23 protein-coding genes are annotated in these 25,311 nt (G+C 62.6%); 22 read left to right on the top strand and 1 reads right to left on the bottom strand.

All coding sequences use genetic code 11. The annotated features are described in order from the left end of the window. Positions 1–266 precede the first annotated feature (266 nt). A complete protein-coding gene (locus WBK19_RS07005) occupies positions 267–599 on the top strand; it encodes a hypothetical protein (RefSeq protein ID WP_511288218.1) in 333 nt (110 codons plus the stop codon). On the opposite strand, the gene WBK19_RS07000 is transcribed toward WBK19_RS07005, so the two are convergent. After that, positions 596–790: a ribbon-helix-helix protein gene (locus WBK19_RS07000; protein WP_494648195.1), complete on the bottom strand. Its 195-nt coding sequence runs from the start codon at positions 788–790 to the stop codon at positions 596–598. The two genes, WBK19_RS07005 and WBK19_RS07000, sit on opposite strands and share 4 nt — an antisense overlap. 105 nt (positions 791–895) lie before the next feature. On the opposite strand from WBK19_RS07000, the gene WBK19_RS06995 reads away from it, so the two are divergent. The 21 genes from WBK19_RS06995 (at position 896) to WBK19_RS06895 (ending at position 25,310) form a co-directional block, all read left to right on the top strand. Beyond that, on the top strand, positions 896–2,587 hold the full coding sequence (locus WBK19_RS06995) for a SulP family inorganic anion transporter (RefSeq protein ID WP_511288216.1): 1,692 nt from the start codon (positions 896–898) through the stop codon (positions 2,585–2,587). A gap of 13 nt (positions 2,588–2,600) precedes the next feature. Then, positions 2,601–2,939, top strand: a complete 339-nt coding sequence (locus WBK19_RS06990) for a zinc ribbon domain-containing protein YjdM (RefSeq protein ID WP_511288214.1) — start codon at positions 2,601–2,603, stop codon at positions 2,937–2,939. A 107-nt stretch (positions 2,940–3,046) separates the two neighbouring features. Further along, positions 3,047–8,239, top strand: a complete 5,193-nt coding sequence (locus WBK19_RS06985) for an alpha-2-macroglobulin family protein (RefSeq protein ID WP_511288212.1) — start codon at positions 3,047–3,049, stop codon at positions 8,237–8,239. A 75-nt stretch (positions 8,240–8,314) separates the two neighbouring features. Continuing rightward, positions 8,315–10,588 (top strand): penicillin-binding protein 1C, encoded by a 2,274-nt coding sequence (gene pbpC / locus WBK19_RS06980; RefSeq protein ID WP_511288210.1) that lies wholly within the window; start codon positions 8,315–8,317, stop codon positions 10,586–10,588. 839 nt (positions 10,589–11,427) lie between these two features. Continuing rightward, positions 11,428–12,066: an electron transport complex subunit RsxG gene (gene rsxG, locus WBK19_RS06975; RefSeq protein ID WP_511288208.1), complete on the top strand. Its 639-nt coding sequence runs from the start codon at positions 11,428–11,430 to the stop codon at positions 12,064–12,066. Beyond that, positions 12,066–12,737 carry an electron transport complex subunit E gene (locus WBK19_RS06970; protein WP_511288206.1) on the top strand — a complete coding sequence of 224 codons (672 nt, stop codon included), beginning with the start codon at positions 12,066–12,068 and terminating at the stop codon, positions 12,735–12,737. The genes rsxG (WBK19_RS06975) and WBK19_RS06970 overlap by 1 nt, the downstream gene beginning before the upstream one ends. A gap of 10 nt (positions 12,738–12,747) precedes the next feature. Continuing rightward, positions 12,748–13,254: a SoxR reducing system RseC family protein gene (locus WBK19_RS06965; RefSeq protein WP_511288204.1), complete on the top strand. Its 507-nt coding sequence runs from the start codon at positions 12,748–12,750 to the stop codon at positions 13,252–13,254. A gap of 8 nt (positions 13,255–13,262) precedes the next feature. Then, the gene (rsxA, locus tag WBK19_RS06960; protein ID WP_511288202.1) at positions 13,263–13,844 is read left to right on the top strand and encodes an electron transport complex subunit RsxA; all 582 of its coding nucleotides are present in this window, start codon (positions 13,263–13,265) and stop codon (positions 13,842–13,844) included. A gap of 27 nt (positions 13,845–13,871) precedes the next feature. After that, the gene (locus tag WBK19_RS06955) at positions 13,872–14,405 is read left to right on the top strand and encodes an RnfABCDGE type electron transport complex subunit B (protein WP_511288200.1); all 534 of its coding nucleotides are present in this window, start codon (positions 13,872–13,874) and stop codon (positions 14,403–14,405) included. 8 nt (positions 14,406–14,413) lie between these two features. Continuing rightward, positions 14,414–15,913, top strand: coding sequence for an electron transport complex subunit RsxC (gene rsxC, locus WBK19_RS06950; RefSeq protein ID WP_511288198.1), 1,500 nt, complete (start codon positions 14,414–14,416; stop codon positions 15,911–15,913). Continuing rightward, positions 15,910–16,983, top strand: coding sequence for an RnfABCDGE type electron transport complex subunit D (locus WBK19_RS06945; protein ID WP_511288196.1), 1,074 nt, complete (start codon positions 15,910–15,912; stop codon positions 16,981–16,983). Before rsxC (WBK19_RS06950) ends, WBK19_RS06945 begins: the two co-directional genes overlap by 4 nt. A 20-nt stretch (positions 16,984–17,003) precedes the next feature. Beyond that, complete coding sequence (locus WBK19_RS06940; RefSeq protein WP_511288194.1) at positions 17,004–17,282, top strand: RnfH family protein; 279 nt, start codon at positions 17,004–17,006, stop codon at positions 17,280–17,282. A 129-nt stretch (positions 17,283–17,411) separates the two neighbouring features. Further along, a complete protein-coding gene (locus WBK19_RS06935; RefSeq protein WP_511288192.1) occupies positions 17,412–18,893 on the top strand; it encodes an ATP-binding protein in 1,482 nt (493 codons plus the stop codon). After that, positions 18,890–19,579, top strand: coding sequence for a response regulator (locus tag WBK19_RS06930; RefSeq protein ID WP_511288190.1), 690 nt, complete (start codon positions 18,890–18,892; stop codon positions 19,577–19,579). The genes WBK19_RS06935 and WBK19_RS06930 overlap by 4 nt, the downstream gene beginning before the upstream one ends. Positions 19,580–19,836: 257 nt before the next feature. Next, a complete protein-coding gene (locus WBK19_RS06925) occupies positions 19,837–20,364 on the top strand; it encodes a SoxR reducing system RseC family protein (RefSeq protein ID WP_511288188.1) in 528 nt (175 codons plus the stop codon). Continuing rightward, a complete protein-coding gene (gene rsxA, locus WBK19_RS06920) occupies positions 20,357–20,935 on the top strand; it encodes an electron transport complex subunit RsxA (protein ID WP_511288186.1) in 579 nt (192 codons plus the stop codon). The genes WBK19_RS06925 and rsxA (WBK19_RS06920) overlap by 8 nt, the downstream gene beginning before the upstream one ends. Positions 20,936–20,964: 29 nt before the next feature. Further along, positions 20,965–21,501 carry an RnfABCDGE type electron transport complex subunit B gene (locus WBK19_RS06915; RefSeq protein WP_511288184.1) on the top strand — a complete coding sequence of 179 codons (537 nt, stop codon included), beginning with the start codon at positions 20,965–20,967 and terminating at the stop codon, positions 21,499–21,501. 11 nt (positions 21,502–21,512) lie between these two features. Further along, positions 21,513–22,970, top strand: a complete 1,458-nt coding sequence (rsxC, locus tag WBK19_RS06910; RefSeq protein ID WP_511288182.1) for an electron transport complex subunit RsxC — start codon at positions 21,513–21,515, stop codon at positions 22,968–22,970. Continuing rightward, positions 22,967–24,040 (top strand): RnfABCDGE type electron transport complex subunit D, encoded by a 1,074-nt coding sequence (locus WBK19_RS06905; protein ID WP_511288180.1) that lies wholly within the window; start codon positions 22,967–22,969, stop codon positions 24,038–24,040. Before rsxC (WBK19_RS06910) ends, WBK19_RS06905 begins: the two co-directional genes overlap by 4 nt. Then, positions 24,037–24,639 (top strand): electron transport complex subunit RsxG, encoded by a 603-nt coding sequence (gene rsxG / locus WBK19_RS06900; RefSeq protein WP_511288178.1) that lies wholly within the window; start codon positions 24,037–24,039, stop codon positions 24,637–24,639. Before WBK19_RS06905 ends, rsxG (WBK19_RS06900) begins: the two co-directional genes overlap by 4 nt. Continuing rightward, positions 24,636–25,310: an electron transport complex subunit E gene (locus tag WBK19_RS06895; protein ID WP_511288176.1), complete on the top strand. Its 675-nt coding sequence runs from the start codon at positions 24,636–24,638 to the stop codon at positions 25,308–25,310. Before rsxG (WBK19_RS06900) ends, WBK19_RS06895 begins: the two co-directional genes overlap by 4 nt. Position 25,311 lies beyond the last annotated feature (1 nt).

Raw genomic sequence — 25,311 nt, 5'->3', positions numbered from 1 at the left:
TAAGTCTGTGAATGAATCAAGGGGTAAGTCGCTAAGTGACCGTTCCACAAGGATTTTCCTTACCCTGCCTGAAACTTGAGCTCAATGACAACACATTGATTCTAAACGACATTTAATTCATCGCACCAATCTGGCAAATCTATCAGTCAGAAAGAAAAGCCGAGAGCCGAAACGCCCCAACTCTGTGCATAAGTCAAGCCTTGACTTTCGCTTTGTCAAGACCATTTGATAAATATCAACAAACCAATCAAGAACCGGCCACGCACATGCTCAATCGAACCAATCGCCCTCCCCGCCCGACGCTGACCGGCCCGATATTCCTCTATGCGCTGGTCGACATGTTTGGCTTGGCCTGCGTTGGCATCGGGGCCAGCTGGTTTGCCGCCGGCAAGGGCGCGATTTTGGCTGATTTTCCGACGTCGACCGTGGAAGCTGTAGCCTGCACTGCCGGCGGCGTTGCCGTCATGCTGTGGGCAGTGGCGCGTATTCTGCGCGAACTGGCCAAGCAGTCGCCGCAAATGCAGGCCAAGTTCGATGCCTATATCAGCGCACATCACCCGGACAAGGTGCGGAAGGCCCCTGAAAACGAACAGGACTAGTCAGCGACCTTGCCGCTTGGCTTGAGCCACGCCGGCAACTCGCGGTCGCCGGCATTTTCGATAATGTATTGGCGCACCAGACGACGGACAACCTGCGACGAGGTCAGGTCCTTGGCGGCGCAGATTTCCTCGAAGATTTTCTTTTTCTGAGGATCGATCAGGATCGTCAAACGTGCTGTGCGTTTCTCCATGATTCACTCTTGTTTGATTCGTATTGCATCATATTAACATGTGATTAACATTGACGATTAACAAGGTGCTCATATAATGCTGCGCTTACCCTCCGAGCGTGCGTCATGAAAATCGCCTTCCACCCCAAGCTGCTGGATTGCCTGCCTACTTATAACCGCGCGCAATTCGGCAAGGACATTGCGGCGGGAATCACGGTTGGCGTACTGGCCCTGCCGCTGGCCATGGCCTTCGCCATCGCCTCGGGCTGTTCGCCGACGGCTGGGATCTGGACAGCCATCGTGGCCGGCCTGATCACCTCGGCGCTGGGCGGCTCACGGGTACAGATCGGCGGCCCGACCGGCGCCTTCATCCCCATTGTTTACGGCATCGTCGCCATCCACGGCTATGCCAACCTGATGGGTGCCACCATTCTGGCCGGCATTTTTCTGCTTGCCATGGGCCTCGCCCGCATGGGGCAATTGATCCGCTTCATTCCGGTTACAGTCGTCATCGGTTTCACCAACGGCATCGCCGTCGTCATCTTCCTTGCCCAGATCAAGGATTTCTTCGGGCTGCAAATCGACAGCCTGCCGGCCGAATTTTTCCATCGCATCAAGACCCTGGCCGCCAACGCTCATACGGTCGACCTGCCGACCCTCGGCCTGGCCTCGGCCTGCTTTGTCTTCCTGCTGTCCTACAACTGGCTGGCCCAGCGCATTACCTTCCTGCGCCGGGCCCCCGGCCCACTTGCCGTACTCCTGGTCGGGACGCTGGTCTCCTATCTGTTCGACCTGCCGGTGCAGACCATTGGCAGCCGGTTTGGTGGCATTCCGCAGGAACTGCCCAACTTCGGCCTGCCAGATCTGTCGATTCACGATATCGGCAAGCTGATCTCGCCGGCCATTACCATCGCGTTGCTCGGCGCCATTGAGTCACTGCTCTCGGCGCGCGTTGCCGACAGCCAGATTGACGACCGTCATGACCCCAACCAGGAGCTGATTGCCCAAGGGCTGTCCAATATCGCCGCGCCTTTGTTCGGCGGTTTTGCTGCGACCGGCGCCATCGCCCGCACCTCGACCAACGTCAAGTCCGGTGGCCGGACGCCAATCGCCGGCATGGTCCACGCCGCCGTGCTGCTCGGCATCGTCCTCGTTGCCGCGCCGCTCGCCTCATACGTGCCGCTGGCCACGCTGTCGGCCATCGTCATGGTCGTTGCCATCAACATGGGCGAGTGGCACCAGTTCGTCGAGTTGCGCCGTTACAGCTACAACTACCGGATCATCCTGCTCGCCACCTTCTTTGTGACCGTGCTCTTCGACCTGACCATCGCCGTTGAACTCGGCATGGTGCTGGCCAGCCTGTTCTTCATTTACCGGATGTCGGAGTTGACCAAGATCGACCGCCTGCCGCTCAGCGAAGAAGCCCAGGAACCGCAATTCCTCTATCCGGACGGCACGATGCGCGTTGCGGCCTGGCAGATGTTCGGCTCGCTGTTCTTTGGCGCGGTGAACAAGCTCGAAGAGTTGCTTGATCCGCGCGAAGGCCACCCCGAGGTCGTCATTCTCGACATGACGCGCCTGATCCAGCTCGACACCACCGGGCTGGAGGGCCTCGAAAACCTGCGAGACAAGCTCTCCAAACGCGGCTGCACCTTGCTCGTCTGCGGCCTCAACTCGCAGCCCGGCTCGCTACTCTACCGCTCGGGCTTCATCGATCATCTCGGTGACGAAAACGTCCTGACCGACCTGAGCGAAGCCCTCAAACGCGCCTACATCCTGCTGCCCAACCTGATGGGCGGCTTTGAAGAAGACTACTGAAAAAGGAAACACCATGAGCGGCTTGCCGAACTGTCCGAAGTGCAAATCGGAATACACCTACGAGGACGGCACGAACTACGTCTGTCCGGAATGCGCCCATGAATGGAGCAAGGATGCCGGCGAAAGCGCCGAGCAGGCCCGCGTCTGGAAGGATGCCAACGGCAACGTGCTGCAGGACGGCGACTCGGTCACCGTCATCAAGGATCTCAAGATCAAAGGCTCGTCGTCGGTCGTCAAGGTCGGCACCAAGGTCAAGAACATCCGCCTGATCGACGGCGATCACGATATCGACTGCAAGATCGACGGCATCGGCGCCATGCAATTGAAGTCGGAATTCGTCAAGAAGGCCTGAAAACCACCCACAGCCAACAAACCCGGCGCAACGCCATGTCATAATTCGCGCTCCACATTTTGCTGTCTCTGCCAACCATCGGTTGAGCCGGCTTCAGGGAGAGGTCGATGTTGCGTTCGCAAATGCGCCGGGGTTTCGGAATTGTTCCACTTTTGCTGGTTGTCGCCGCGCTAATAGCAGCCGGCGTGTTTGTCGCCAAAACGTGGAACGGTGATGGCGGCGGTCCGGTCGACGGACCATTCCAGATCGCCGACTTTGCCAATCGCGACTTCGAGGGCTCGCCTGCCCTGGCATTGAGCTTCACGCATCCGATGGATGCCCGCAAAGGCTACGACGAACAAATCCAGGTCTTCGAGATGCCGCACCGCTCCGGCGAAGCCACGCCGCGCGTCCATGCGGATGACGAGGAAACTGGCAACGAAGGCACGCCCGGCAGCGGCAATCCGGAAATCAGCACAAAACCGGAGGATGTCGCCATCGACGGCGGCAAGCTCGTCAAGGGCGCCTGGGTCGTCGGCGACAACCCGCGCATCTTGTATTTCCCGCACATCAAGGCGCAGACCCGTTACGTCGTCCGCGTTGCCGCCGGTCTGCCCTCGCTGGCCGGCGAGAAACTCACCGAAGAAGGCCGCTATTCGGTGCTCACCGCCATCGTCTCGCCGGCCTACTACTTCGCCAGCCGCGGCATGGTGCTGCCGGCCAAGCAGAACGGTGGGCTGCCGGTGGTCACGGTCAATGTACCCGAGGTTGATGTCCAGTTCCTCCGCGTCAAGCCGGACCAGCTGCCGCGGTTCCTTGACAAGGTGATCAGCGGGCCGCGCCCGCAGCGCGCCAAACGCCAGAACACCGAAGACTACGATTACGACTATGAGTACGAAGGCGATTACGACTGGCGCGCCACCGATCTCAAGGGTGCGGTCAACAACTGGTCGCTCGACACGCTGCACAACCTGACCGAGAGCGTCTTCGTCGGTCGTTTCCTGACTGAACAAAAACCCAACAAACGCAACGTCACCTTCCTTCCGGTCGAGGACATCAAGGAACTGCGCGAACCCGGCATCTACATCGCCGTGATGAGCCAGCCGAACCGCTTCCGCCACGATTATCAGGTGACTTACTTCTACGTCAGCGATCTCGGCCTGAGCACCCGGCTGTTCGCCAAGGGCGCCGATGCCTGGGTCAGTTCGCTAACCACCGGCAAAGCTATTTCCGGCGTCGAAGTGGCATGGATGGACGAGAACGCCAAGGTCGTCGCCCGAGCTGAAACTGACAGCAGCGGACGTGCCAACTTTGCCGAACGGCCAGCCGCCGCCAAGGTTGTCGTCGCTCGCCACGGCCAGCAGATTTCGATGATCACCCTCAAGGAACCGGCGCTCGACCTGTCCGAATACGACGTCGCCGGCCTGCCCGGCCGGCCGGTACGCCTGTTCGCCTATTCCGGCCGCAACCTCTACCGCCCCGGCGAAAGTTTCGACCTCTCGGTATTGGCGCGCGACGCCGACGGGCGTTCCGTACCAGCCCAGCCGATCCAGGCCATACTCAAGCGCCCGGACGGCAAGAGCCAGTTCACCGCGACCTGGCAGCCGGACGCCAAGCTGGGCGGCTACTTCCAGAGCCGCATCGAACTGCCGGTCGACGCGCCGACCGGCTCGTGGACCCTGGAACTGCGCGCCGACCCGGCCGACAAGCTGGCCACCACCAGTTACCGCTTCGGCGTCGAGGAGTTCCTGCCCGAACGCATGAAGCTCGACCTGGCCAGCAAGCAAGCTACCGTCTCGCCCGACGACACGCTGACCATCGATATCAAGGGCGCCTATCTCTACGGCGCCCCGGCAGCCGGCAACCAGCTTCTCGGCGTCGCCGTCTTCGAGCGCCAGAAAAATCCGCTCGCCCAGAAACTGCCCGGCTTCGAGTTTGGCGACACCAACGAGGACAGCCAGCGTCAGCGCGTCGAACTGGAGCAGAATCAACTCGACGAAAACGGCAACCTGGCACTTGATGTTGACCTCTCGCCAGCCCAGGGCAAGCGCTCGCCTTTCACCGTGCGGACCACGCTGAGCCTGCTCGAAAGCGGTGGCCGGCCGATAGTGCGCAATTTTGAGCGGGTGATCTGGCCGGCCCCCGTGCTGGTCGGCGTCCGCCCGCTGTTCACCAGCGACTACGCCCGCGAAGGCAGCATCGCGCAGTTCGAGGTCATCCGCGCCAACGCCGACGGCAAGTTGAGCGCCGGCGCCGGGCTACCGGTCCGCCTGTTCCGCGAAAACCGCGACTATTACTGGCGTTTCGACGACCAACGCGGCTGGCATTCCGGCTTCACCGAAACTGACGAACTGGTCGACACGGCCAGCGTCAGCATTCCCGACGGCGCTCGCGGCAAGCTTGGCGTACCGGTCAAATACGGTCGTTATCGCCTGGAAATCACCGACCCGGCGACGCAGCTCACCACCAAATACCGTTTCTACGCCGGCTGGAGCGCCCGTGGCGACGAAACGCAGGGCGTCCGCCCTGACCGCGTCGCGCTGAAATTCGACAAGCCGGCCTATCAGGACGGCGAAACCGCCAAGCTGACCATCACCCCGCCGCATGCCGGCGAGGCACTGATCACCGTCGAAGGCGATAAGACGCTGTGGGTCAAGCGCACCTCGGTGTCGCTCGACGGCACGACCATCGAGATTCCCGTCGACAAGGAATGGAAGCGTCACGATCTCTACGTTTCGGCCGTCGTGCTGCGCCCCGGCAGTGCCGGCGAAAAGGTCACCCCGGCCCGTGCCCTCGGTCTGGCCCACCTGCCGCTCGAACGCGGCGACCGCAAGCTGGCGGTCAGCCTCGACGCGCCGAAGAAGATGCTGCCCGACACGCGCCTCAAGGTGAAGGTCAAGGTACCCGGCATCGCCGGCCAGCAGGCCGTCGTCACGCTGTCCGCCGTCGATGTCGGCATTCTCAACATCACGCGCTTCACGACGCCCGACCCGCACGGCCATTTCTTCGGCAAGCTGCGCTACGGCGCTGATCAGTACGACGTTTACGGCCGGCTGATCGAGAAGATGGGTGGCCAGAAAGGCAAGCTCAAATTCGGTGGCGACGCTGCGCCGAAAGCCACCAAGAGCCTGCCGAAGAAGGTCCGGCTGGTTGATCTGTTCTCCGGTCCGGTGCTGCTCAACGCCCAGGGCGAAGCCGAAATCGCACTCGACGTGCCCGATTTCAACGGCACCCTGCGCCTGATGGCGGTTGTCGCGGCGCCCGACAAGTTCGGCAATGCCGAGGCGGAAACCATCGTCGCGGCGCCGCTCGTCGCCGAGCTCATGACACCGCGCTTCCTGACCGTGGGCGACAACGCGACCATCGCGCTCGACCTGCACAACCTGTCCGGCGCCGCGCAAAAGCTCAAAGTCCGCATTGAGAACGCCGACGGCCTGAAGATCCAGAACGCCGAACGCGAACTGGATCTCAAGGATCAGCAGAAGCAAACCCTGCGCTTCCCGCTCGAAGCCGGCAACGCCTTCGGGCTGACCGACGTTCGCGTGCTGGTCAGCAGCGCCGCCGGGCTCAAGCTCGAACGCAGCTTCGGCCTGCAGGTCCAGGCCGCGACGCCGCAACAGCAGATACTCAAGCTGCTTGCTGTCGGACCGGGCGAAACGGTCGAGGTCAAGGAGGCCGAACTTGGCGGCTTCATCAGGAGCACCGTGCAGTCGCATCTGGTGCTTTCCGACAAGGCGCCAATCGACGTGCGCAGCGCCATTCAGGGCCTGCTCACCTATCCCTACGGTTGCGCCGAGCAAACGACCAGCACCGCCTACCCGCACGTCTTGATCGACGAGGAAGGCGCCAAGCTGTTCGGCCTCAAGGCTTACACCCGCGAACAGCGGGCCGACATGCTGGAGAAGGCCATCGCGCGGCTCGGCGCCATGCAGGCGCCGAACGGCGGTTTCAGCCTGTGGGGCAATGTTTCCGAATACCAGTACTGGCTCTCGGCCTACGTCGGCAACTTCCTGCTCGACGCCCGCGAACAGGGCTTCAAGGTGCCCGAGGCGATGCAGAAGAACGCTCAGGAATTCCTGCTCAAGAACTTGCAGGAAGGTGCCGCCGGGCTGCCTACCGGCAAGCTGGTCTACAACGAGAACGGCTGGCAGGACTACCGTTACGGTGGTTCCGGCCGCTTCGGCGTGCTCAGCTATGGCGCCTACGTTCTGGCCCGCGAGTCCAAGGCACCGCTGTCCACCCTGCGCCAGATGTTCGAAGTCCGCGCCCAGGCCCATTCCGGGCTGGCCTTGGTCCATCTCGGCCTGGCCCTCAAGCTCATGGGCGACGAAACCCGCGCCCAGACGGCACTGGCCGAAGGCGTCAAGAAGAGCCGCGACAACGGCTATTGGTGGGGCGACTACGGCAGTCCGCTGCGCGATGCGGCCCTGTCCTACGCCCTGCTCGACCGCCACAAGCTGAAGATCGAAGGCCAGGACAATCTGGTTGCCATCGCCGCGGCCGAACTCGGCAGGAACCGCTACACCAGCACCCAGGAGAAACTCGCCCTCTTCCTGCTCGGCCGCAATTTCGCCAAAGCCGCCGAAGGCGAGATGGCCTGGACGGCCGAAGTGCTTGGCAAGGACAAGCCGGAAACCATCAACGGCACCGGCAACGTGATCCGGCCGCTGTCAGCGGGCGCCTTGCAGAGCGGCATCCGCATCAAGAACACGCACAAGGAAAGGCTCTACCTGCAACTCAGCCTGAGTGGCAACCCGGCGAAAATGCCGGCCAACCGCGACGATGCCATTGCCCTGAGCCGCGATCTGTTCGAAGCGGATGGCAAGCCGATGAAGAGCCGCACGCTGAAGGTCGGCGAATCGGTCATCGTCCGCATCAACGTCAATCCGCGTAGCTGGGTCAATACCGGCATGGTCGTCGACCACATCCCGGCCGGTCTTGAGATAGAGAATCTCAACATCGCCCAGGGTGAAGGCATGGCCGGCACGATGATCAACAACGTCAATCCGGCCGAAGCCATGCTCGATCCGCGCATCCAGCACGTCGAGTTCCGCGATGACCGTTTCGTCGTTGCCGCCCGCCTGCACGGCAAGCTCAGCCTGTTCTACCGGGCCCGCGTCGTCACCCCCGGCAAGTTCGTCTTCCCGCCGATCTACGCCGAGGACATGTACCGGCCGGACGTCTATGGCCTGGCCACTGGCGACGCCACGCTGACGGTAAGCGACGGCAAGGAAAAGCCGGCGGCTGCCACGCCGGCACCAGCCGCAGCCCCTGCTGCCGCGCCAGTCGCGGCGGCGACACCAGCACCGGCCAAGCCCTAAGGCCCGGTGCGCGTAGCGGGCTGGCAAAAAAACTGGCGCGGCTGGCTGAAAAGCCGGCCACGCTGGCAGTGGGGCGTGCTGTTCGCCCTGCTGGTGCTGGCGGCCCTCGACCTCGCCTTTCCACCGCCAGTACCCGGCCGCGACGCACCCAACGCCCTGCTCATCGTCGCCCGCGACGGCACGCCGTTGCGGGCCTTTCCGGATCGCGACCATGTCTGGCGCTACCCGGTGGCGCTCGACGACATTTCACCGCTCTACCTGCAAGCGCTGGAACGCTACGAGGACCGCTGGTTCCGCTGGCACCCCGGCGTCAATCCGCTGTCCCTGATACGCGCCGCGTGGCAATGGTTGCGCCACGGACGCATCGTTTCCGGCGGCTCGACGCTGACCATGCAGGTCGCCCGCATCATCGAGCCAACGCCGCGCACGCTGGCCGGCAAAGGCAAGCAGATCCTGCGCGCCCTGCAACTCGAACTGCACTACTCGAAAGACGAAATCCTCGCCATCTACGTCAATTACGCGCCCATGGGCGGCGTTCTCGAAGGCATCGAGGCGGCCAGCCGGGCCTATCTCGGCAAACCGGCCCGACGCCTGAGCCACGCCGATGCCGCGCTGCTCACCGTCCTGCCGCAAGCCCCCTCTCGCCTGCGCCCGGACCGTCAGCCAGCACGCGCCCGCGTGGCGCGCGACAAGGTGCTGCTCCGCATGGCCGGCGTCTGGCCGGACAGCGAAATCCAGGATGCCCTGCAGGAACCGATCATCGCCCAGACCCTGCGCGACCCGCTGCTCGCCCCCCTGCTCGCCGAACGCCTGCGCAAGGAAGCGCGCGGCCGTCAGCGCATCGACACGACCATCGACGCCCAGACCCAGCAGACCGTCGAACTGCTCCTGACCAGCCGGCTGCCTGCCCTGCCGCCGCGCGTCTCGATGGCCGCGCTGGTGGTCGATAACGAAACGCTGGAAGTCCGCGCCTACGCTGGTTCAGCCGATTTCGGCGACGCCGACCGCTTCGCCTTCGTCGACATGGTGCGCGCCTCGCGCTCGCCCGGCTCGACGCTCAAGCCCTTCCTCTACGGGCTGGCGCTCGATGAAGGGCTGATCCACTCTGAATCGCTGCTCGCCGACGTGCCGCAGTCTTTCGGCGGCTACCAGCCGGGCAATTTCCAGCAATCCTTTCACGGCGCGGTCAGCGTTTCCGAAGCCCTCGCCAAATCGCTCAACGTGCCGGCCGTCGAAGTCCTCGACCGCCTGGAGCCGAACCGTTTCGTCGCCGCCCTGCGCCGGGGCGGCCTCAAGCTCGACTTCCCCAAGGGCGAAACGCCCAACCTCTCGGTCATCCTCGGCGGCGCCGGCACAACGCTCGAACAACTGGTCGGCGCCTACACCGCCTTCGCCCGCCAGGGCGTCTCCGGCAAGCCTCGCTATACGGCGGAAGCGCCGCTCGTCGAGCAGCGCATGCTGTCGCCCGGCGCCGCCTTCATCATCCGCGACGTGCTCGAATCGGGCGGCCCGGTCGGCCGTGCCGTTGAGCAGGGGCCGGGCATTCGCCGCGGCATCGCCTGGAAAACCGGGACCAGCTTCGGCTTTCGCGACGCCTGGTCAATCGGCGTCTCGGACCGCTACACCGTCGGCGTCTGGATCGGCCGCCCGGACGGCACACCCAACCCCGGCTTCTTCGGCGCCAACATCGCCGCGCCGCTGCTCGTCGACATCTTCTCCGCCGTCGACAGCCAGCCGGCGATAACCCGAACGCCGCCCGCCTCGGTGCATCAGGAAAAAATCTGCTGGCCGCTCGGCACCCGTTTCGACCCCGCCGACCAGACGCTCTGCTACCAGCAGGCGCTGGCCTGGGTGCTCAACGACACGGCACCGCCGACCTTCCCCGACCGCCTGCGCAGCGGCGAAGTGCGCTACGCCTACGAAGTCGACGCCGCCAGCGGCCGGCGCGTCACCCCGGAATGCAGCGACCGCCCGCGCCGCCGCGTCGAAGCCGTGCGCTGGCCTGCCGCGCTGGAGCCCTGGCTGAGCGCCGACCTCCGCGCCAAAGCCCAGCCCCCGGCCTGGGATGCCAAGTGCCAAACCCAGGCCGAACCGGAAGCCGGCCTGAGTATCGTCGGCCTGCGCAACGGCGAAGTCATCAAACGCCCCCGCCCCGACCAACCGCCCGTCATCCGCCTGGAACTGCGCGGCCAGCGCGGGCAAGTCTACTGGCTCATCAACGGCCGCCTGATCGCCCACCGCCCGGCCACCCAGCCGCTCATCCACAGCCTGACCGAAACCGGCCGCGTCGATATCACGGTGATGGACGAACAGGGGCGCTATGACCGGATTAGCGTTGGCGTGCGCTGAGGGGGATGCATTGAAATTCGAGGGAATAACGACGAGTAGGTAGCTCCCAGAAATGTGAAAGGCACCCGAAGGCGCCGATCTCTACTCCTGCTTTGTGCCCATTCCGGTCATCGCGGTTTCCCGATAGCAGCCGCTCAGCCAAACCCGGAGTTTTTGAAGTGGAATGCTCCGAACCGGCCATTCGCGACCTCACCCATTCGGCCATGAGCCGCCGGTCGCCACTTCTCCAGAGCAGTCATCTGAACGACCGCTTGACTCAGAAACCTGCCGGAAAGCCTACGCGAGCAACTCGGCAAAAGAAGGCAGTCACGTGTTCGGCCGTCACAGGCAGCAATGTTTGGACACCTGCCACTTATACGTCCATGAAGAAGCAACTTGCTAAGCCGACGCGCCAACGACCCGAATTGGACTCCTCGCAATCATTCATTTTTCGGGCGCCACCTCGCGCCAAATGTATATAAGAACCGATGAGTGTAGACGGCAGACCTACTAAATACGATTCGCCATTAACTGCGCTCATCCGTATGGCCACCTAATTTGCATAGAGATTGAAGCGAGTTGGCGGCTGGGGTTTGCCCGGCAGCGCAATTTGGCAGAGCAAATCTTTTTTATATAAATAAAACATAAATTATTCAATATTTCAGTAGCTTACGATTTGTTGTTTTTATGCTTTGATACTGTATTTATGTCGACAGCGCAGCGCGACATGGCAGCAATACCAAACCAACGCTCACCCGTCAAACCGCTGAATACCGTTGCAAATCAACCGTTCGGCCTTTGCCGTGGATGTTTGGCACAAATGCTGCTGATTGACAGGCAAGCCATTCCAATAGCCAATCATGGACGCCCTGCCTGTTCTGCCTACCGCCTCGCCGAAGAAGAAGCCCGCCCCCTACGTTCACGGCCTGATTCTGTTCGCCTTCTGCCTTGGCTTTGGCTTGCTGCTCGCCATTACCGACGCGATTACCCTGGACGACATCGCAGCCCGGGCGATGGAGGACAAGCAGAACTCGCTGAGCCAGGTGCTGCCGGATGACATCCACGACAACAACCCGGTAACCGACACCCTCACAACCAAGAACAAGGAAGGCAGGGAACTCACCGTCTATCGCGCCAGCAAGGGCGGTCAGGTGACTGGCGTCGCCTACGAAATTTTCGGCACCGGTTACGCCGGAGAAATCCGCCTGATGATGGGCATTGCCGCCGACGGCCGCTTGCTCGGCGTGCGCGTTCTGGCGCACAAGGAAACGCCGGGCCTCGGTGACAAGATCGAAGTCAAGAAAACCGACTGGATCGAGCGCTTTACCGGTCTCTCGCTGGGCAAACCGCCGCTCGAACGCTGGAGGGTCAAGAAGGATGGCGGCGACTTTGACCAGTTTGCCGGCGCCACCATCACCCCGCGCGCCGTGCTGGCGGCCATTCGCAGCGGACTCGAATTCTTCGCCGAGAACAAGCAAACCCTGACGGAGGCGCACTGATGTCGATCCAATACAAGACGATCGCCAAGGATGGCCTGTGGGACAACAACGGCGTCTTCAGCATGCTGCTCGGCATGTGCCCGACGATGGCGATGACCACCAGCGCCACCAACGGTTTCGGCATGGGTATCGCTACTGCCGTGGTGATGGCGGCGTCGAGCTACCTGGTCGCCGTCTTCCGCAACCGCATCACCAGCGAGGTGCGGATTCCGGTTTATATCCTCATCGTCGCCGCCATGGTGACGGTCGTCGATCTCGGCATGAACGCCTGGATGCATGAGCTGTACAAGGTGCTCGGCCTGTTCATCCCGCTCATCGTCTCCAACTGCCTGCCGCTCGCCCGGCTGGAAGCCTTCGCCGCCAAGCAGCCGCCGCTGCCGGCCTTCCTCGACGGCCTGTTCATGGGCCTCGGCTTCACCATCGCCCTGACCGTCATTGGTGCCGTGCGCGAGATCATCGGTTCCGGCACCCTTTTCGCCGATGCCTCGCTGCTCCTCGGCCCGACCTTCAAGGCCATCGAGTTCCGCGTGCTGCCAGCCAACATGGGCGTCCTGATGATGATCCTCCCGCCCGGCGGCTTCATCGTCACCGGCCTGCTCGTTGTCGCCAAGCGCGTCCTCGACCTGCGCGCCGGCAAGGAAATCCAGATGGCCGGTGCCCACAGCGCTTGAGGCTGAAGAATTGAGCCAAGACCACCACTCCCAGAGCAACACCGTCGAAGGCATCGCCCGCGTCGTCCGGCTTGATGGCGAGATGGTTTGGCTGGAGCCGGAACAGACGGCCAGCTGTGGCTCCTGCGCCGGCGCGGCAGCCTGCGGGACGGCCGGGCAGGAACCCGGCATCGGCACCGTAACCAACCGCATCCAGGCCCGCCGCTTCACGCTCGACAACCCGCAAGGCACGATGGAACTGAGCGTCGGCGACCGCGTCATCATCGCCGTCAGCAGCCGCTCCCTGATCAAGGCCTCGCTCGTCGCCTTCGCCGTGCCCATGTTCTTCGCCATCGTCGGCGGCAGTGTCGGCCAGGACCTTTTCGCCGACGACGCGACGACCATGGCCTGCATGGTCGCCGGCCTCGCCATCGGCCTGCTCGCCGCCCGCTTCGGCGCCAATTACCTTGCGTCGCGCGGCGACCTGACGCCTCACCTGATCCGCCGGGCCCGCCCCGGTGAAACCTGCAACAGCTAGGACAGACCATGAAAGATTTTGCCTTGATGATGATCGGCGCGGCGCTGGTGAACAACGTGATCCTCGCTCGCTTCCTCGGTTTGTGCTCGTTCATGGGGGTGACCACCCGGGTCGACACGGCGGCCGGCATGGGCCTCGCCACCACCTTCGTCATCACCGTCTCGTCGATGGCCGACTGGGCCGTCCAGCGGTACCTGCTCGATGCCTACAACCTCGGTTTCCTGCGCACCGTGACCTTCATCCTGGTCATCGCCAGCGCCGTGCAATTCACCGAGATGACCATCAAGAAGGTGTCGCCCAGCCTGTTCCAGATGCTCGGCATCTACCTGCCGCTGATCACCACCAACTGCGCCGTCCTCGGCGTCGCGCTGTTGCTCGTCGAAGGCCACATGGGCTTCCTCAACGCCACGCTGTTCGCTTTCGCCTCGTCGCTCGGCTACAGCCTGGTCATGGTCATCTTCGCCGGCCTGCGCGAACGCCTTGTCCTGGTCGATGTGCCACGCCTGTTCGCCGGGCCACCGATCGCCTTCATCGTCGCCGGTTTCCTTGCCATGGCCTTCATGGGCTTTTCCGGCATTGCCGCCAGCTAACCACACAAACACGCAGGGAGAACCGCCATGTTGATGTCCGTCGGAAGCCTCGCCACCATGGGTTTGGTCCTCGGCAGCCTGCTCGGGGCCGCATCACGCTACCTCGCCGTCGAGGAGAACCCCATCGAGGCCGAATTGCAGGCGATGTTGCCCGGCTCGCAATGCGGCCAGTGCGGTTATGTCGGCTGCGCCCAGGCCGCCGCTGCCCTGGCCAAGGGCGAAGCGGCGGTCACGCTCTGCCCGCCGGGAGGCAAGGCGACAGCCGAAGCCCTGGCGGCCAAGCTCGGCATCAAGGTCGACCTGTCGGCGGTCGAGGACAAGGGGCCGCAAATTGCCCAGGTCACCGAAGAAATCTGCATCGGCTGCTGCCGCTGCATGAAGGTCTGCCCGACCGACGCCATCATCGGCGCCGCCAAGCAGATTCACAACGTCATCCGCGAAGCCTGCACCGGCTGCTCGTCCTGTGTCGACGTCTGCCCGACCGAAGCCCTCGGCATGACGCCGATTCCGGTCACGCTGCAGCACTGGACCTGGCCCCACCCGATTTCTGCCGCGAACTGAGAACGATCATGGGATTTCTCGACCGCTTCCTGAAACAACCGAGCTGGGGTGTCCACCCCGACGATCACAAGCGTCCGGCGGCCGATGTGCCGCTCCGCCACCTGCCGACCCCGGAACGAATCTACATGCCGCTGCACCAGCACGTCGGCGGTGCTGCCCGGCCGGTCGTCCTGGTGGGTCAGCAGGTGCGCAAGGGGCAACTGATCGCCGAAGCCCAGGGCAACATTTCGGCGCCGATCCACGCCCCGGTCTCCGGTACCGTCTTCGCCATCGGCGACGTCACGGCGCCACACCCGTCCGGCCTGCCGCTCAAGGCCATCACCATCGATGCCGATTTCCGCAACGACTGGGTCGAGGCCGACATCCCGGCCGACCCCTTCGCCCTCGCTCCGGAAGACATCGCCAAGCGCGCCGCCGCGGCCGGCGTCGTTGGTCTGGGCGGCGCCACCTTCCCGTCGGCAGTCAAGTTCGCCCTTGGCAAGCGCCTCAAGGTCTCGACGCTGATCGTCAATGGCGGCGAATGCGAACCCTATCTGTCGAGCGATGACCGCATCATGCGCGACTTCGCCGAGCAGGTTGTCGATGGCGCCCGCCTGGTCATGCATGCCATCGGCGCCCGTGAAGCGCTGGTCGGCATCGAGGACAACAAGCCGGAAGCCACTGCCGCCATGCGCAAGGCCGCCGCGCCTTATCCCGAAGTCAAAATCTGCCCGGTACCGACGCGCTATCCGATGGGTTCCGACAAGCAGTTGATCCAGACCCTGACCGGCAAGGAAGTGCCGTCCGATGCCCGTGCCGCCGAAGTTGGCGTGCTGGTGCACAACGTGTCGACGTGTGCGGCCGTCCATAAGGCAATCCGCCTCGGTCAGCCGCTCGTCGAACGCATCGTCACTTTGAACGGCGGCGCCATCGCCCAGCCGGGCAATATCTACGCCCCGCTCGGCACGATGATCGGCGACCTGCTGGCCTTTGTCGGCCTCAAGGAAACGCCGGCCCGCCTCATTCTCGGCGGGCCGATGATGGGCACCCCGCTGCTCCATGACCGTATCCCGCTGGTCAAGGGCGCCTCCGGCATTCTTGCCTTCAATGCCCGCGAAGCCAGCAAGCCCGACGCCGGCCCGTGCATACGCTGCGGCACCTGCGCCGACGCCTGCCCGATGGGTCTGCTGCCGATGGAAATGGCCGCCCGCATCCGCGTGCACGACCTCGAAGGGGCCGAAACCTTTGCCCTCGCCGACTGCATCTCCTGCGGCTGCTGCGCCTACGTCTGCCCGTCGCACATCCCGCTCGTCCAGTACTTCAGTCACGCCAAGGGCGAACTCTCGAATAACGAGCGCGCCAAGCTGCGCGGCGAAGCAACCAAGCGCCTGACCGAGGCCAAGATGGCCCGCATCGAACGGGAAAACCAGGAAAAAGCGGCAGCCGCTGCAAAACGGAAGGCCGAACGGGAAGCTGCCAAGGCCGCAGCCGAGGCGGCCAGCCAGCAAGCCCAAGGAGAAACCGCATGAGCCAGGACTTCGGCGCCCCGGTTGCTGCACCGCACGCAACTACAAGCAACAACACCACGCGCATCATGGCCACGGTCATGCTGGCCCTGGCCCCATCGACGCTCTACGGTTTCTGGCTGTACGGCTGGCCGTCGATCTACCTGTGGCTGATCACCATCGCCGCCGCCCTGTTCGGCGAATTGTTCTTCCTGCGCCTGCGCGACAAGGATGCGCGGCCGGTCCTGCTCGACGGTTCGGCTGTCCTGACCGGCTGGCTGCTCGCCGTCTCGCTGCCGCCCTGGGCGCCATGGTGGATCGGCGTCTTCGGCGGGCTGTTCGCTACCACGCTGGGCAAACAGGCCTTTGGCGGCCTCGGCCAGAACCTGTTCAACCCGGCCATGGTCGCCCGGGTGGCACTGCTCATCTCCTTTCCGGTGCAGATGACCGCCTGGGTCAGCCCGGCGCCGCTGTTCAGCGCTGCCGCGCCGGGGGCAATCGACGGTCTGATGATCTTTTTCAAGGGCATCACGCCAGCCTACGATGCGCTGAGTAGCGCGACAACCCTGGGTTTTGCCAAGACCGAATTGTCGCGCGGCGTCGATCTCTTGCAATCGGCAGCCCATGCGCCAGCCCTGTCGTTCTTCGGCAACCGTTCGGGCAGTCTGGGCGAAACGGCGGCCTGGCTGATCGCCGCCGGCGGCCTGATCATGCTCTTCCAGCGCATCATCAGCTGGCATATCCCGGTCGCCATGCTGGTCGGCATCGGCCTCCCGGCGGCCATCCTGCATGCGGTCGATCCGGCCCGCTACCTCGACATGGGCAGCCACCTGCTGTCGGGCGGCGCCATGCTCGGTGCCTTCTTCATCGCCACCGACTACGTCACCTCGCCCAACTCGCCGGTCGGCAAGCTGGTGTTCGGTGCCGGTTGCGGCCTGCTCACCTACATCATCCGGACCTGGGCCGGCTACCCCGAGGGCATGGCCTTCGCCGTGTTGCTCATGAACTCGCTGACACCGATCATCGACACCTATTTCAAGCCCCGTATCTATGGTCGCGACCGCAAGGGCGCTCCTTTGCCGACTTCCAGCTAATTGAGCGAATAGAGAGATTCATGCAGGTTGCCATCAGTTATTCAGATTCAGTCCAACAAGTCTGGCTGACACTGGAAGTGCCGGCAAATGCCGACCTTCGCACGGCGATTGACGCCTCGGGCATCCTGAAAATGATTCCGAACATCAATTTGGAAACTAACAAGGTGGGTGTTTTCGGTCGGCTGACCAGGCTCGATGCCGGACTACGGCCTGGTGATCGCGTGGAAATCTACCGTCCCCTCATTTGCGATCCCGAGACGGTACCTCGCCGCGACAAGACGAAAATGGACGCAGGCTGACAGGTCCGGCAACAGTCCGGTCCCTACTGATATTTTCGGTAGCGAACAGCGGGAATCAAGGCTATTGTTTTGATGGCTTTTTTATACCGAAGTACCTAGCATCCGCCGCTCGTCATGAGGATCGATGCCTTGCTTGTCCCCGCAAACCTGCTTATCGCGTACCTGTGGTCGGCGATCATGCCGGTCGTCGTAACCTTTTTTGTGCTGCCGTTTCGCCTGTCGATCGATCTTTCCAACGTCGCTCTGCTTTACGTACTGTCAGTCGTCGTCGCGGCAACCCGCACCGGGCGCGGCCCGGCTGTAGTCAATGCGATGCTCGGTTCGCTCCTGTTTGCCTACGTTTTCGTTCCACCCCACTTTTCCCTGGCCATCACCGAGACCCAGTATTTCATCAGCGCAATCATCATGCTGGTGGTGGCACTGATGGTTGGCCACATTACCTCCAAGCTCAAGCAACATGCCGACTTCACCGAGCGCAAGTCGATGCAGAGCCGGACGCTGTACGAATTCTCGCAAGCCCTGTCGGGCGCCCAAACAAGCCAGGCCGTACTTGACATCACTCGCCACTTTTTCGCAGATTCGCTTAGTGCCAGACAAATCGACGTGATCTTCCCGAAGGACTTTCCCGCACCACCGACACCCGCCAGTCCGGCCCTCATCGAGGCCTGCGTGGCTCGTCAAGAACTCATCTCGAAGCCGATTTCGGGTGGCCGTTTCTACGCACTGCTTCCACTTTGCGCGACCAGCGGCATTCAGGGCGTACTCAGCATCGATGTTGAATCCGACGTGCTGAAAAATCAGGATTCAATTGAATACATCAAGACGCTCGCTTCTGTGGTGTCGGTCGCCCTTGAGCGCTCTCGCTTTGCCGAGTTAGCCCGCGAAACGGACGTCAAGCATGCCTCCGAGTTGCTGCGCAACTCCATTCTCAGCGCCCTGTCGCACGACTTGCGAACACCGCTGGCTGCGCTGGTCAGCATGGCTGACACGGCCGCTCTCGGCAAAGTCTCGCAGGAGCGGCAGAAACATCTGCTAGAAGCAATCCGCAACCAGGCGATGTCGATTGGCCAGCAGATGATCAATCTTCTCGAAATGGCCAAGCTGAGTTCGGGGGCAATCGAACTCCAGCGAGCCTGGCAACCGATTGAGGAAGTGCTCGGATCAGTGCTGCAACTCATACGTACCCAATGGAAAGATCGCGAAATCAGCCTCGATATCGCTCCGAACCTGCCTCCCATCTGTATCGATGCAGTCCTGATTGAGCGGGTTCTGTGGAATCTGCTGGAAAACGCCATCAAGTTTTCGCCCGACGACGGCATGATCGAATTGGCCGTCCAGCAAGTCGGCGACCAGATTGAAATCTGCGTCAGCGACTCCGGCCCCGGCCTGCCCGAGTTCGATGCCAGCAAGTTGTTCAACGCCTTTCAACGCGGCCAAAAGGAATCAGACATCGCGGGCATCGGTCTTGGTCTATCCATCGCGCGCACCATCGTTGAAGCGCACGACGGTCGAATTTCAGCCGCCAATCGTCTTGGTGGTGGCGCTTGTTTCCGGATTCTGCTGCCGATCGGCGACCCACCGGATATTCTGGCCCAGGAGAACCCGCAATGAGTGACAACCAGACCATTCTACTTGTCGAAGACGAACGCCAAATTCGCGAAGCCGTCGCAACCTCTTTGGAATGCGAGGGTTTCAAGGTCTTCCAGGCTGGCACGGCTGGCCATGCAGCTGTCGAAGCAGGCGCCCGCCGGCCCGATCTGGTCATTCTCGATCTCGGCCTGCCCGATCGCGATGGGCTTGATTTCATCCGCGACTACCGGGCCTGGTCGCAGATTCCAATCCTGGTACTTTCGGCTCGCACTCAAGAGAAGGTCAAGGTCGAGGCTCTTGACGCCGGGGCGGACGACTATCTGAGCAAGCCCTTTGGCGTGGCCGAGTTGCTGGCGCGAGTCCGTGTCCTGTTGCGTCGCCCCCAAGTCAGGGAGCAGATATCCGAGCCGAAAATATGCTTCGGCGAGTTTGAAATCAATTGCGTCAGCCGTGTCGTCGAGCACGCCGGCAAGCCTCTGCACCTCTCCCAGATAGAGTACCGCCTCCTCGTTTTCTTCGCCGCCAATCCCGGCCGTGTGCTGACCCACCGACACCTCCTGACGCAGATATGGGGCGGACAGGCGGCCGACAACCATCAATACCTGCGCGTCTACGTCGGTCACCTTCGGCAGAAGATCGAGGCGAATACGGCCCGCCCTCGCCACATTCTGACCGAGATGGGCGTCGGCTACCGCTTCGAACCTTAGTTCAAGAACTACAGCGCTTACGCCCGACTCAAGGCCGCTGGCAATCCATCTAGAAAACCGGGACTTTTGATGGAATTTTTATATCCATTTTTATAACATCCGGCGGTTTTTGAGCAATTGCGTTGGCCCGCAATTGAGCAATGTAGACTCCCGTCGTCGACATCGGACCACCCGGATTGCCGCCAGTTGTGGGGTTACGGGAGTGCAGACCTGACCGACAAAAAGGCAGGCAGGTGGCGAAAAGGAATATCCGTACAGTGACCGATAACGAACAAGATTTCTTCCCCGGGGCCGGACACCCACCCGCCGAGTCCACCGCGCAGGCTCGCATCGTGGCTATCGAAGCCGGGAAGGTCTGGCTCGAACCGGTACAGACTGGCAGCTGCGGCGGCTGTGCCTCAGCTACGGCGTGCGGCACGAAGGGAATCGGCAGCATCGCCAATCGCCTTGAGGCACGCCGTTTTTCCGTCCCCGGAAGCTTCGCGCTGCGGGTTGGCGATCAGGTGGAAGTCTCCTTCGGCAATCGCAACCTCATAAAGGCAGCGGCGGTGGCTTATGTCCTGCCGCTACTCTCGGCACTCCTTTGTGCCGGGCTGGCCCAGCGCCTTGTCGGCATTGATGGTGTGACGATGCTCGGAGCGCTGTTCGGGTTGTTGGCCGGCTTTGCTGCCATGAAGTTTGTTGCCAAGCGCATGGAGGCTGGTGGAGTTTTACAGGCGCGCATTGTGCGCCGCCATCAACAAACAATCCACTTTTCACATCCTGGAGCGTCGTGCGATGCGTGAATATCTCTTGCTGATGGTCAGTGCCGCTCTGGTCAACAACGTCATCCTGGCCCGCTTCCTTGGCCTGTGCTCGTTCATGGGAGTCACCACGCGGGTCGATACCGCGGTTGGCATGGGTATGGCGACGACCTTCGTTATCACCATCTCGTCGATGGCCGACTGGGCCGTCGAAAACTGGCTGCTGGTTCCGTTCGATCTGGCTTATTTACGCACCGTAACCTTCATTCTGGTCATTGCCGGCGCCGTGCAATTCACCGAGATGGCGGTACGCAAACTGTCGCCGACACTGTTCCAGATGCTCGGCATCTATCTGCCACTGATCACTACCAACTGCGCCGTGCTCGGCGTTGCGCTGCTGCTCGTCGAAGGGAAGATGAGTTTTCTCGATAGCGCGCTGTTCGCCTTTTTCTCCTCGCTCGGCTACAGCCTGGTGATGGTGATGTTTGCCGGCCTGCGCGAGCGTCTCGCGGTCTGCGATTCGCCCCGCCTGTTCGACGGGCCGCCGCTTGGATTTATCACGGCGAGTCTGCTCGCCCTGGCCTTCATGGGCTTTTCTGGCATCGGCGCCTGACTGGAATCGCAAAAAGAAAGAGTGTCAAAATGATCGCAATCCTGATTCTTGCCGTCATGGGTTTGTTGATGGGCGGCCTCCTCGGTTTCGCCTCGCAGCGCCTGGCCGTTGAAGAAAACCCCGTCGAAGTCGAACTGCAGGCCATGCTCCCGGGCTCGCAATGCGGCCAATGCGGCTATGTCGGCTGCGCCCAGGCAGCAGCTGCCCTGGCACGTGGCGAAGCGCCGGTCACGCTCTGCCCGCCGGGCGGCAAAACGCTGGCCGAGGCACTGGCCAAGAAAATGGGTATCGCTGCCGATCTTTCCGGGCACGAAGACAAAGGGCCGCAATACGCCTTCATCCGCGCCGATCTTTGCTACGGCTGCACGCGTTGCATCCCCGAATGCAACGTAGACGCCATCATCGGCGCCACCAAGCAAATGCATGATGTCATCACCGAGCTTTGCCACGGCTGCGCCAAGTGCGTCGAGGTCTGCCCCACGGTCGCCATTGAAATGCGTCCGGTACCCACCACCGTTACCTCCTGGCATTGGCCGAAACCCGAAGCGCTGGCCGGTGCGAACTGAGGAAAGCTGCAATGAAGATTTTTGACCTGCCAGGCGGGGTGCACCCGGCCTACCGCAAGGAGTTGTCGAGCGAACAGGCAATCCGCCCGCAGCCCTTGCCAAAACGGCTGTACATTCCCCTCCAGCAGCATGTCGGGGCGCTCTCCGTACCCATCGTCACTGTTGGCGACACAGTCAGCAAGGGCCAGGTCCTGTGTGTGCGTCAAGGGGGCTTCTCGGCCACCCAGCATGCCCCGACCTCGGGCCGTATCGCCGCCATCGAGTCGTACCTGGCGCCGCATGCCTCCGGGCTGGCGCAGGAAACCATCATCATCGAGTCCGACGGGCTGGACGCCTGGGGTGAACTACCGGCACCGATCGCCGACCCTTTCACTGCCGAGCCGAAGGAAATCATCGACCGCGTTGCCATTTCCGGCATTGTCGGCCTTGGCGGTGCCATCTTTCCGGCCGCCATCAAGCTCAACATGGGGCAGCAATACAAGCTCGACACCCTGCTTATCAACGGCGCCGAGTGCGAGCCTTATTTGACCTGCGATGACCGTCTGATGCGCGAATACGCTGCCGAGGTCATTGACGGCGCCCGCATCATGGCGCGCGCCCTGGGCGCGCGACGGATTATCGTCGCGGTCGAGGAAAACAAGCCGCAGGCCATCGCCCGCCTCAAGGAAAAAGCGAAGACGCATGTTGAGATCAGTGTCACCGGCGTGCCAATCCGCTACCCGGTCGGCTACGCGCAGCACCTGACCAAGATCGTCACCGGTCGTGAAACGCCGGCCGAGCATCGCAATGCCGAAGTCGGCGTCGTCACCCACAACGTTGCCACCGCCCGCGCCGTACATCAGGCGGTACGCTTCGGCCGGCCACTAATCTCGCGCATCGTTACCGTGACGGGTGGCGCCATCCGTCAGCCGTCCAACCTCGATGTGCTGGTCGGCACGCCGGTCAGCGACTTGGTCGATTTCTGCGGCGGTTTCAGCGAAACACCAAAACAACTGGTACTGGGCGGCCCGATGATGGGACAGCCGCTGCCCGATCTTGCCGTGCCCATCGTCAAGGGCAGCGCGGGGATCCTGGCGATGAGCGCCGCCGAACTGGTCGAAGCCGGTCAGCGGCCGTGCATCCGTTGCGGCAGTTGTGTCGATGTCTGTCCCTGCGGGCTGTCGCCGATGGAAATGGCTGCCCTGATCCGCAAGGACAAGCTCGATGCCGCCGCGAAGATTTTCGTCGGTGACTGCATTGGCTGTGGCAGTTGTTCCTGGGTCTGCCCCTCGCACATTCCGCTCGTCCAGTATTTCAATTACGCCAATGGCGTTCTCAGCGAACAGGCCCAGCAGCGCCGCAAGAATGATCGTGTCAAGACACTTTCCGAAGCCCATGCGGTACGCGCCGAACAGGCCGAAAAGGCGCGCCAGGCAGCGCGGGCCGGCAAGACGGCGGCTCCCCAATCAACTTCCGAGGCACAAGCATGATGGCAGTCGGCAAAAGCGCGCCGTTTTCCCACGTCGGAAATAGCGTCCCTCGGGCCATGGTCCTGGTCATGGTGGCCCTGACGCCGGCCACCCTGTTCAATTTGTGGCTGTTTGGCTGGCCAGCCATTTTCCTGTTTGCCACGACCATTGCCGCCTGCCTTGCCGTTGAGGCGCTGTGCCTGCACCTGGCCGGCAAGGAAATCGGCTTTTATCTGGGCGACGGTTCGGCCATCCTCACCGGTTGGCTGCTGGCGATGAGCCTGCCGCCCTGGGCTCCGTGGTGGACGGCCGTGGTCGGGGCCATCGCCGCCATCGCCATCACCAAGCAAGCCTACGGCGGCGTCGGGCAGAACCTGTTCAACCCGGCCATGGTGGCGCGCGTCGCACTGCTCATTTCCTTCCCGCTGGTCATGACCACTTGGGTAACGCCCAACCCGCTGTTTGCCGCCAATTCACCCGGTTTCGCACAGGGGGTAGCGATCACCTTCGGCGGCAACCTGCCCGACGCGATGACCTCTGCAACTACCCTCGGCCACGTCAAGACCGAGTTGACGCGTGGTATTTCCGTGCTTGAATCAACAACCAGCATGCCCGCCTTGGGCGACATGCTGCTCGGCCTGCGCGCTGGTAGCTTGGGTGAGACTTCCGCGCTGCTCATCGTACTGGGCGGCCTCCTCCTGTTGTTCCAGCGCATCATTTCCTGGCACATCCCGGCGGCCGTGATCGTCGGTGTTATCGCACCGGCGGCGCTGGCCCATGCCATCGACCCGACCCGCTATGCCGGTCCGCTGTTTCACCTGTTCTCCGGCGCAACCTTTCTGGGCGCTTTTTTCATTGCTACTGACTACGTGACTTCGCCGGTCTCCAAGCTCGGCAAACTGATCTTCGGCGCCGGCTGTGGCCTGCTCGCCTGGGTCATCCGCACCTACGCCGGTTACCCGGAGGGAATGGCATTCGCCGTACTGCTGATGAATGCCCTGACGCCGATCATCGACCAATACACGCGGCCGCGCGTCTTCGGGCGGGCCCGCGACGGCAGACCGCTGGCTTTCAACGGGAATATCGAATGAAACAGGGCGCCTCCCGTCATTCCGTTGTCCTCGGCATTTTCTGTCTTGGCTTCGGCATGCTGCTGGCCGCAACCCACGGTTTCACGGCCGACGACATCGCCAGCCGCGCCAGCGAAGACCGACTGAATTCACTTAGCCAGGTGCTGCCGGCCGAACTCTACGACAGCAGCCCGCTCGACCACGTTCTTGCGGTCAACGACAGCGAAGGCAAGGAAATCAAAGTCTACCGGGCGGAAAAGGCCGGGCAGGTTACCGGTGTCGCCTATGAAATCCGCGGCACCGGCTACGCCGGCGAAATCCGTTTGATGATGGCGGTCGATGCCGGCGGCCGCATCCTTGGCGTGCGCGTCCTCGCCCACAAGGAAACGCCGGGGCTCGGTGACAAGATCGAGACCAAGAAGAGCGACTGGATCCAGCGCTTTACCGGTCTTTCGCTTGGCCAGCCACCGGCAGCGCAATGGAAGGTCCGGAAGGATGGCGGCCAGTTCGACCAGTTTGCCGGCGCGACAATTACTCCACGTGGCGTGGTTGCCGCCGTGCGGCGTGGTCTTGAATTTTTCCAGACCAACAAGGCCCAACTCACCGAGGTGAAATCATGAGTTCAGACTACCGTCGCATCGTCAAGGACGGCCTGTGGGACAACAACGGCGTACTGGCCATGCTGCTCGGCCTGTGCCCGAGCATGGCGATGACCACCAGCGCCACCAATGGTCTGGGTATGGGACTGGCCACCGCCGTCGTGATGGCAGCCTCGAACCTGCTTGTTGCGCTGTTCCGCAAGCACATCACGCAGGAAGTGCGCATTCCGGTCTATATCCTGATCGTTGCCGCCATGGTGACCGTCGTCGATCTGACCATGAATGCCTGGATGCACGAGCTGTACAAGGTGCTCGGCCTGTTCATCCCGCTCATCGTTTCCAACTGTCTGCCGCTGGCACGCCTGGAGGCCTTTGCCTCGAAGGAGCCGGTGCTGCCTTCGCTGATCGACGGCATTGCCATGGGTGTCGGTTTCACCATCGCCCTGACCTTGATCGGAGCTGTTCGCGAAATCTTTGGGTCCGGTACGCTGTTTGCCGATGCTTCGCTGTTGCTGGGGCCATCCTTCAAATTCATGGAGATGCGCCTGCTGCCGGAAAGCACCAACATGCTGGTCATGATCCTGCCGCCCGGCGGCTTTTTGGTCGCCGGTCTGGTCGTGGTTGGCAAGCGCATGCTCGACCTGCGCGCCGGCAAGGAAATCCGGATGGGCGGAGCCCACAGCGCCGCGTGAG

Source organism: Azonexus sp., from assembly GCF_049652925.1.
GTDB lineage: Bacteria > Pseudomonadota > Gammaproteobacteria > Burkholderiales > Rhodocyclaceae > Azonexus.
The sequence above is the reverse complement of the archived record's forward strand: the minus strand, read 5'-3'. Positions and strand labels throughout refer to the sequence as shown.

Excerpts from the sequence above, each read along its gene's own strand:
- WBK19_RS07005 (WP_511288218.1), top strand. The coding sequence starts at position 267 with ATGCTCAATCGAACCAATCGCCCTCCCCGCCCGACGCTGACCGGCCCG.
- WBK19_RS07000 (WP_494648195.1), bottom strand. The coding sequence starts at position 790 with ATGGAGAAACGCACAGCACGTTTGACGATCCTGATCGATCCTCAGAAA.
- WBK19_RS06995 (WP_511288216.1), top strand. The coding sequence starts at position 896 with ATGAAAATCGCCTTCCACCCCAAGCTGCTGGATTGCCTGCCTACTTAT.
- WBK19_RS06990 (WP_511288214.1), top strand. The coding sequence starts at position 2,601 with ATGAGCGGCTTGCCGAACTGTCCGAAGTGCAAATCGGAATACACCTAC.
- WBK19_RS06985 (WP_511288212.1), top strand. The coding sequence starts at position 3,047 with ATGTTGCGTTCGCAAATGCGCCGGGGTTTCGGAATTGTTCCACTTTTG.
- rsxG (WP_511288208.1), top strand. The coding sequence starts at position 11,428 with ATGGACGCCCTGCCTGTTCTGCCTACCGCCTCGCCGAAGAAGAAGCCC.
- WBK19_RS06970 (WP_511288206.1), top strand. The coding sequence starts at position 12,066 with ATGTCGATCCAATACAAGACGATCGCCAAGGATGGCCTGTGGGACAAC.
- rsxA (WP_511288202.1), top strand. The coding sequence starts at position 13,263 with ATGAAAGATTTTGCCTTGATGATGATCGGCGCGGCGCTGGTGAACAAC.
- WBK19_RS06955 (WP_511288200.1), top strand. The coding sequence starts at position 13,872 with ATGTTGATGTCCGTCGGAAGCCTCGCCACCATGGGTTTGGTCCTCGGC.
- rsxC (WP_511288198.1), top strand. The coding sequence starts at position 14,414 with ATGGGATTTCTCGACCGCTTCCTGAAACAACCGAGCTGGGGTGTCCAC.
- WBK19_RS06945 (WP_511288196.1), top strand. The coding sequence starts at position 15,910 with ATGAGCCAGGACTTCGGCGCCCCGGTTGCTGCACCGCACGCAACTACA.
- WBK19_RS06940 (WP_511288194.1), top strand. The coding sequence starts at position 17,004 with ATGCAGGTTGCCATCAGTTATTCAGATTCAGTCCAACAAGTCTGGCTG.
- WBK19_RS06930 (WP_511288190.1), top strand. The coding sequence starts at position 18,890 with ATGAGTGACAACCAGACCATTCTACTTGTCGAAGACGAACGCCAAATT.
- rsxA (WP_511288186.1), top strand. The coding sequence starts at position 20,357 with ATGCGTGAATATCTCTTGCTGATGGTCAGTGCCGCTCTGGTCAACAAC.
- WBK19_RS06915 (WP_511288184.1), top strand. The coding sequence starts at position 20,965 with ATGATCGCAATCCTGATTCTTGCCGTCATGGGTTTGTTGATGGGCGGC.
- rsxC (WP_511288182.1), top strand. The coding sequence starts at position 21,513 with ATGAAGATTTTTGACCTGCCAGGCGGGGTGCACCCGGCCTACCGCAAG.
- WBK19_RS06905 (WP_511288180.1), top strand. The coding sequence starts at position 22,967 with ATGATGGCAGTCGGCAAAAGCGCGCCGTTTTCCCACGTCGGAAATAGC.
- rsxG (WP_511288178.1), top strand. The coding sequence starts at position 24,037 with ATGAAACAGGGCGCCTCCCGTCATTCCGTTGTCCTCGGCATTTTCTGT.
- WBK19_RS06895 (WP_511288176.1), top strand. The coding sequence starts at position 24,636 with ATGAGTTCAGACTACCGTCGCATCGTCAAGGACGGCCTGTGGGACAAC.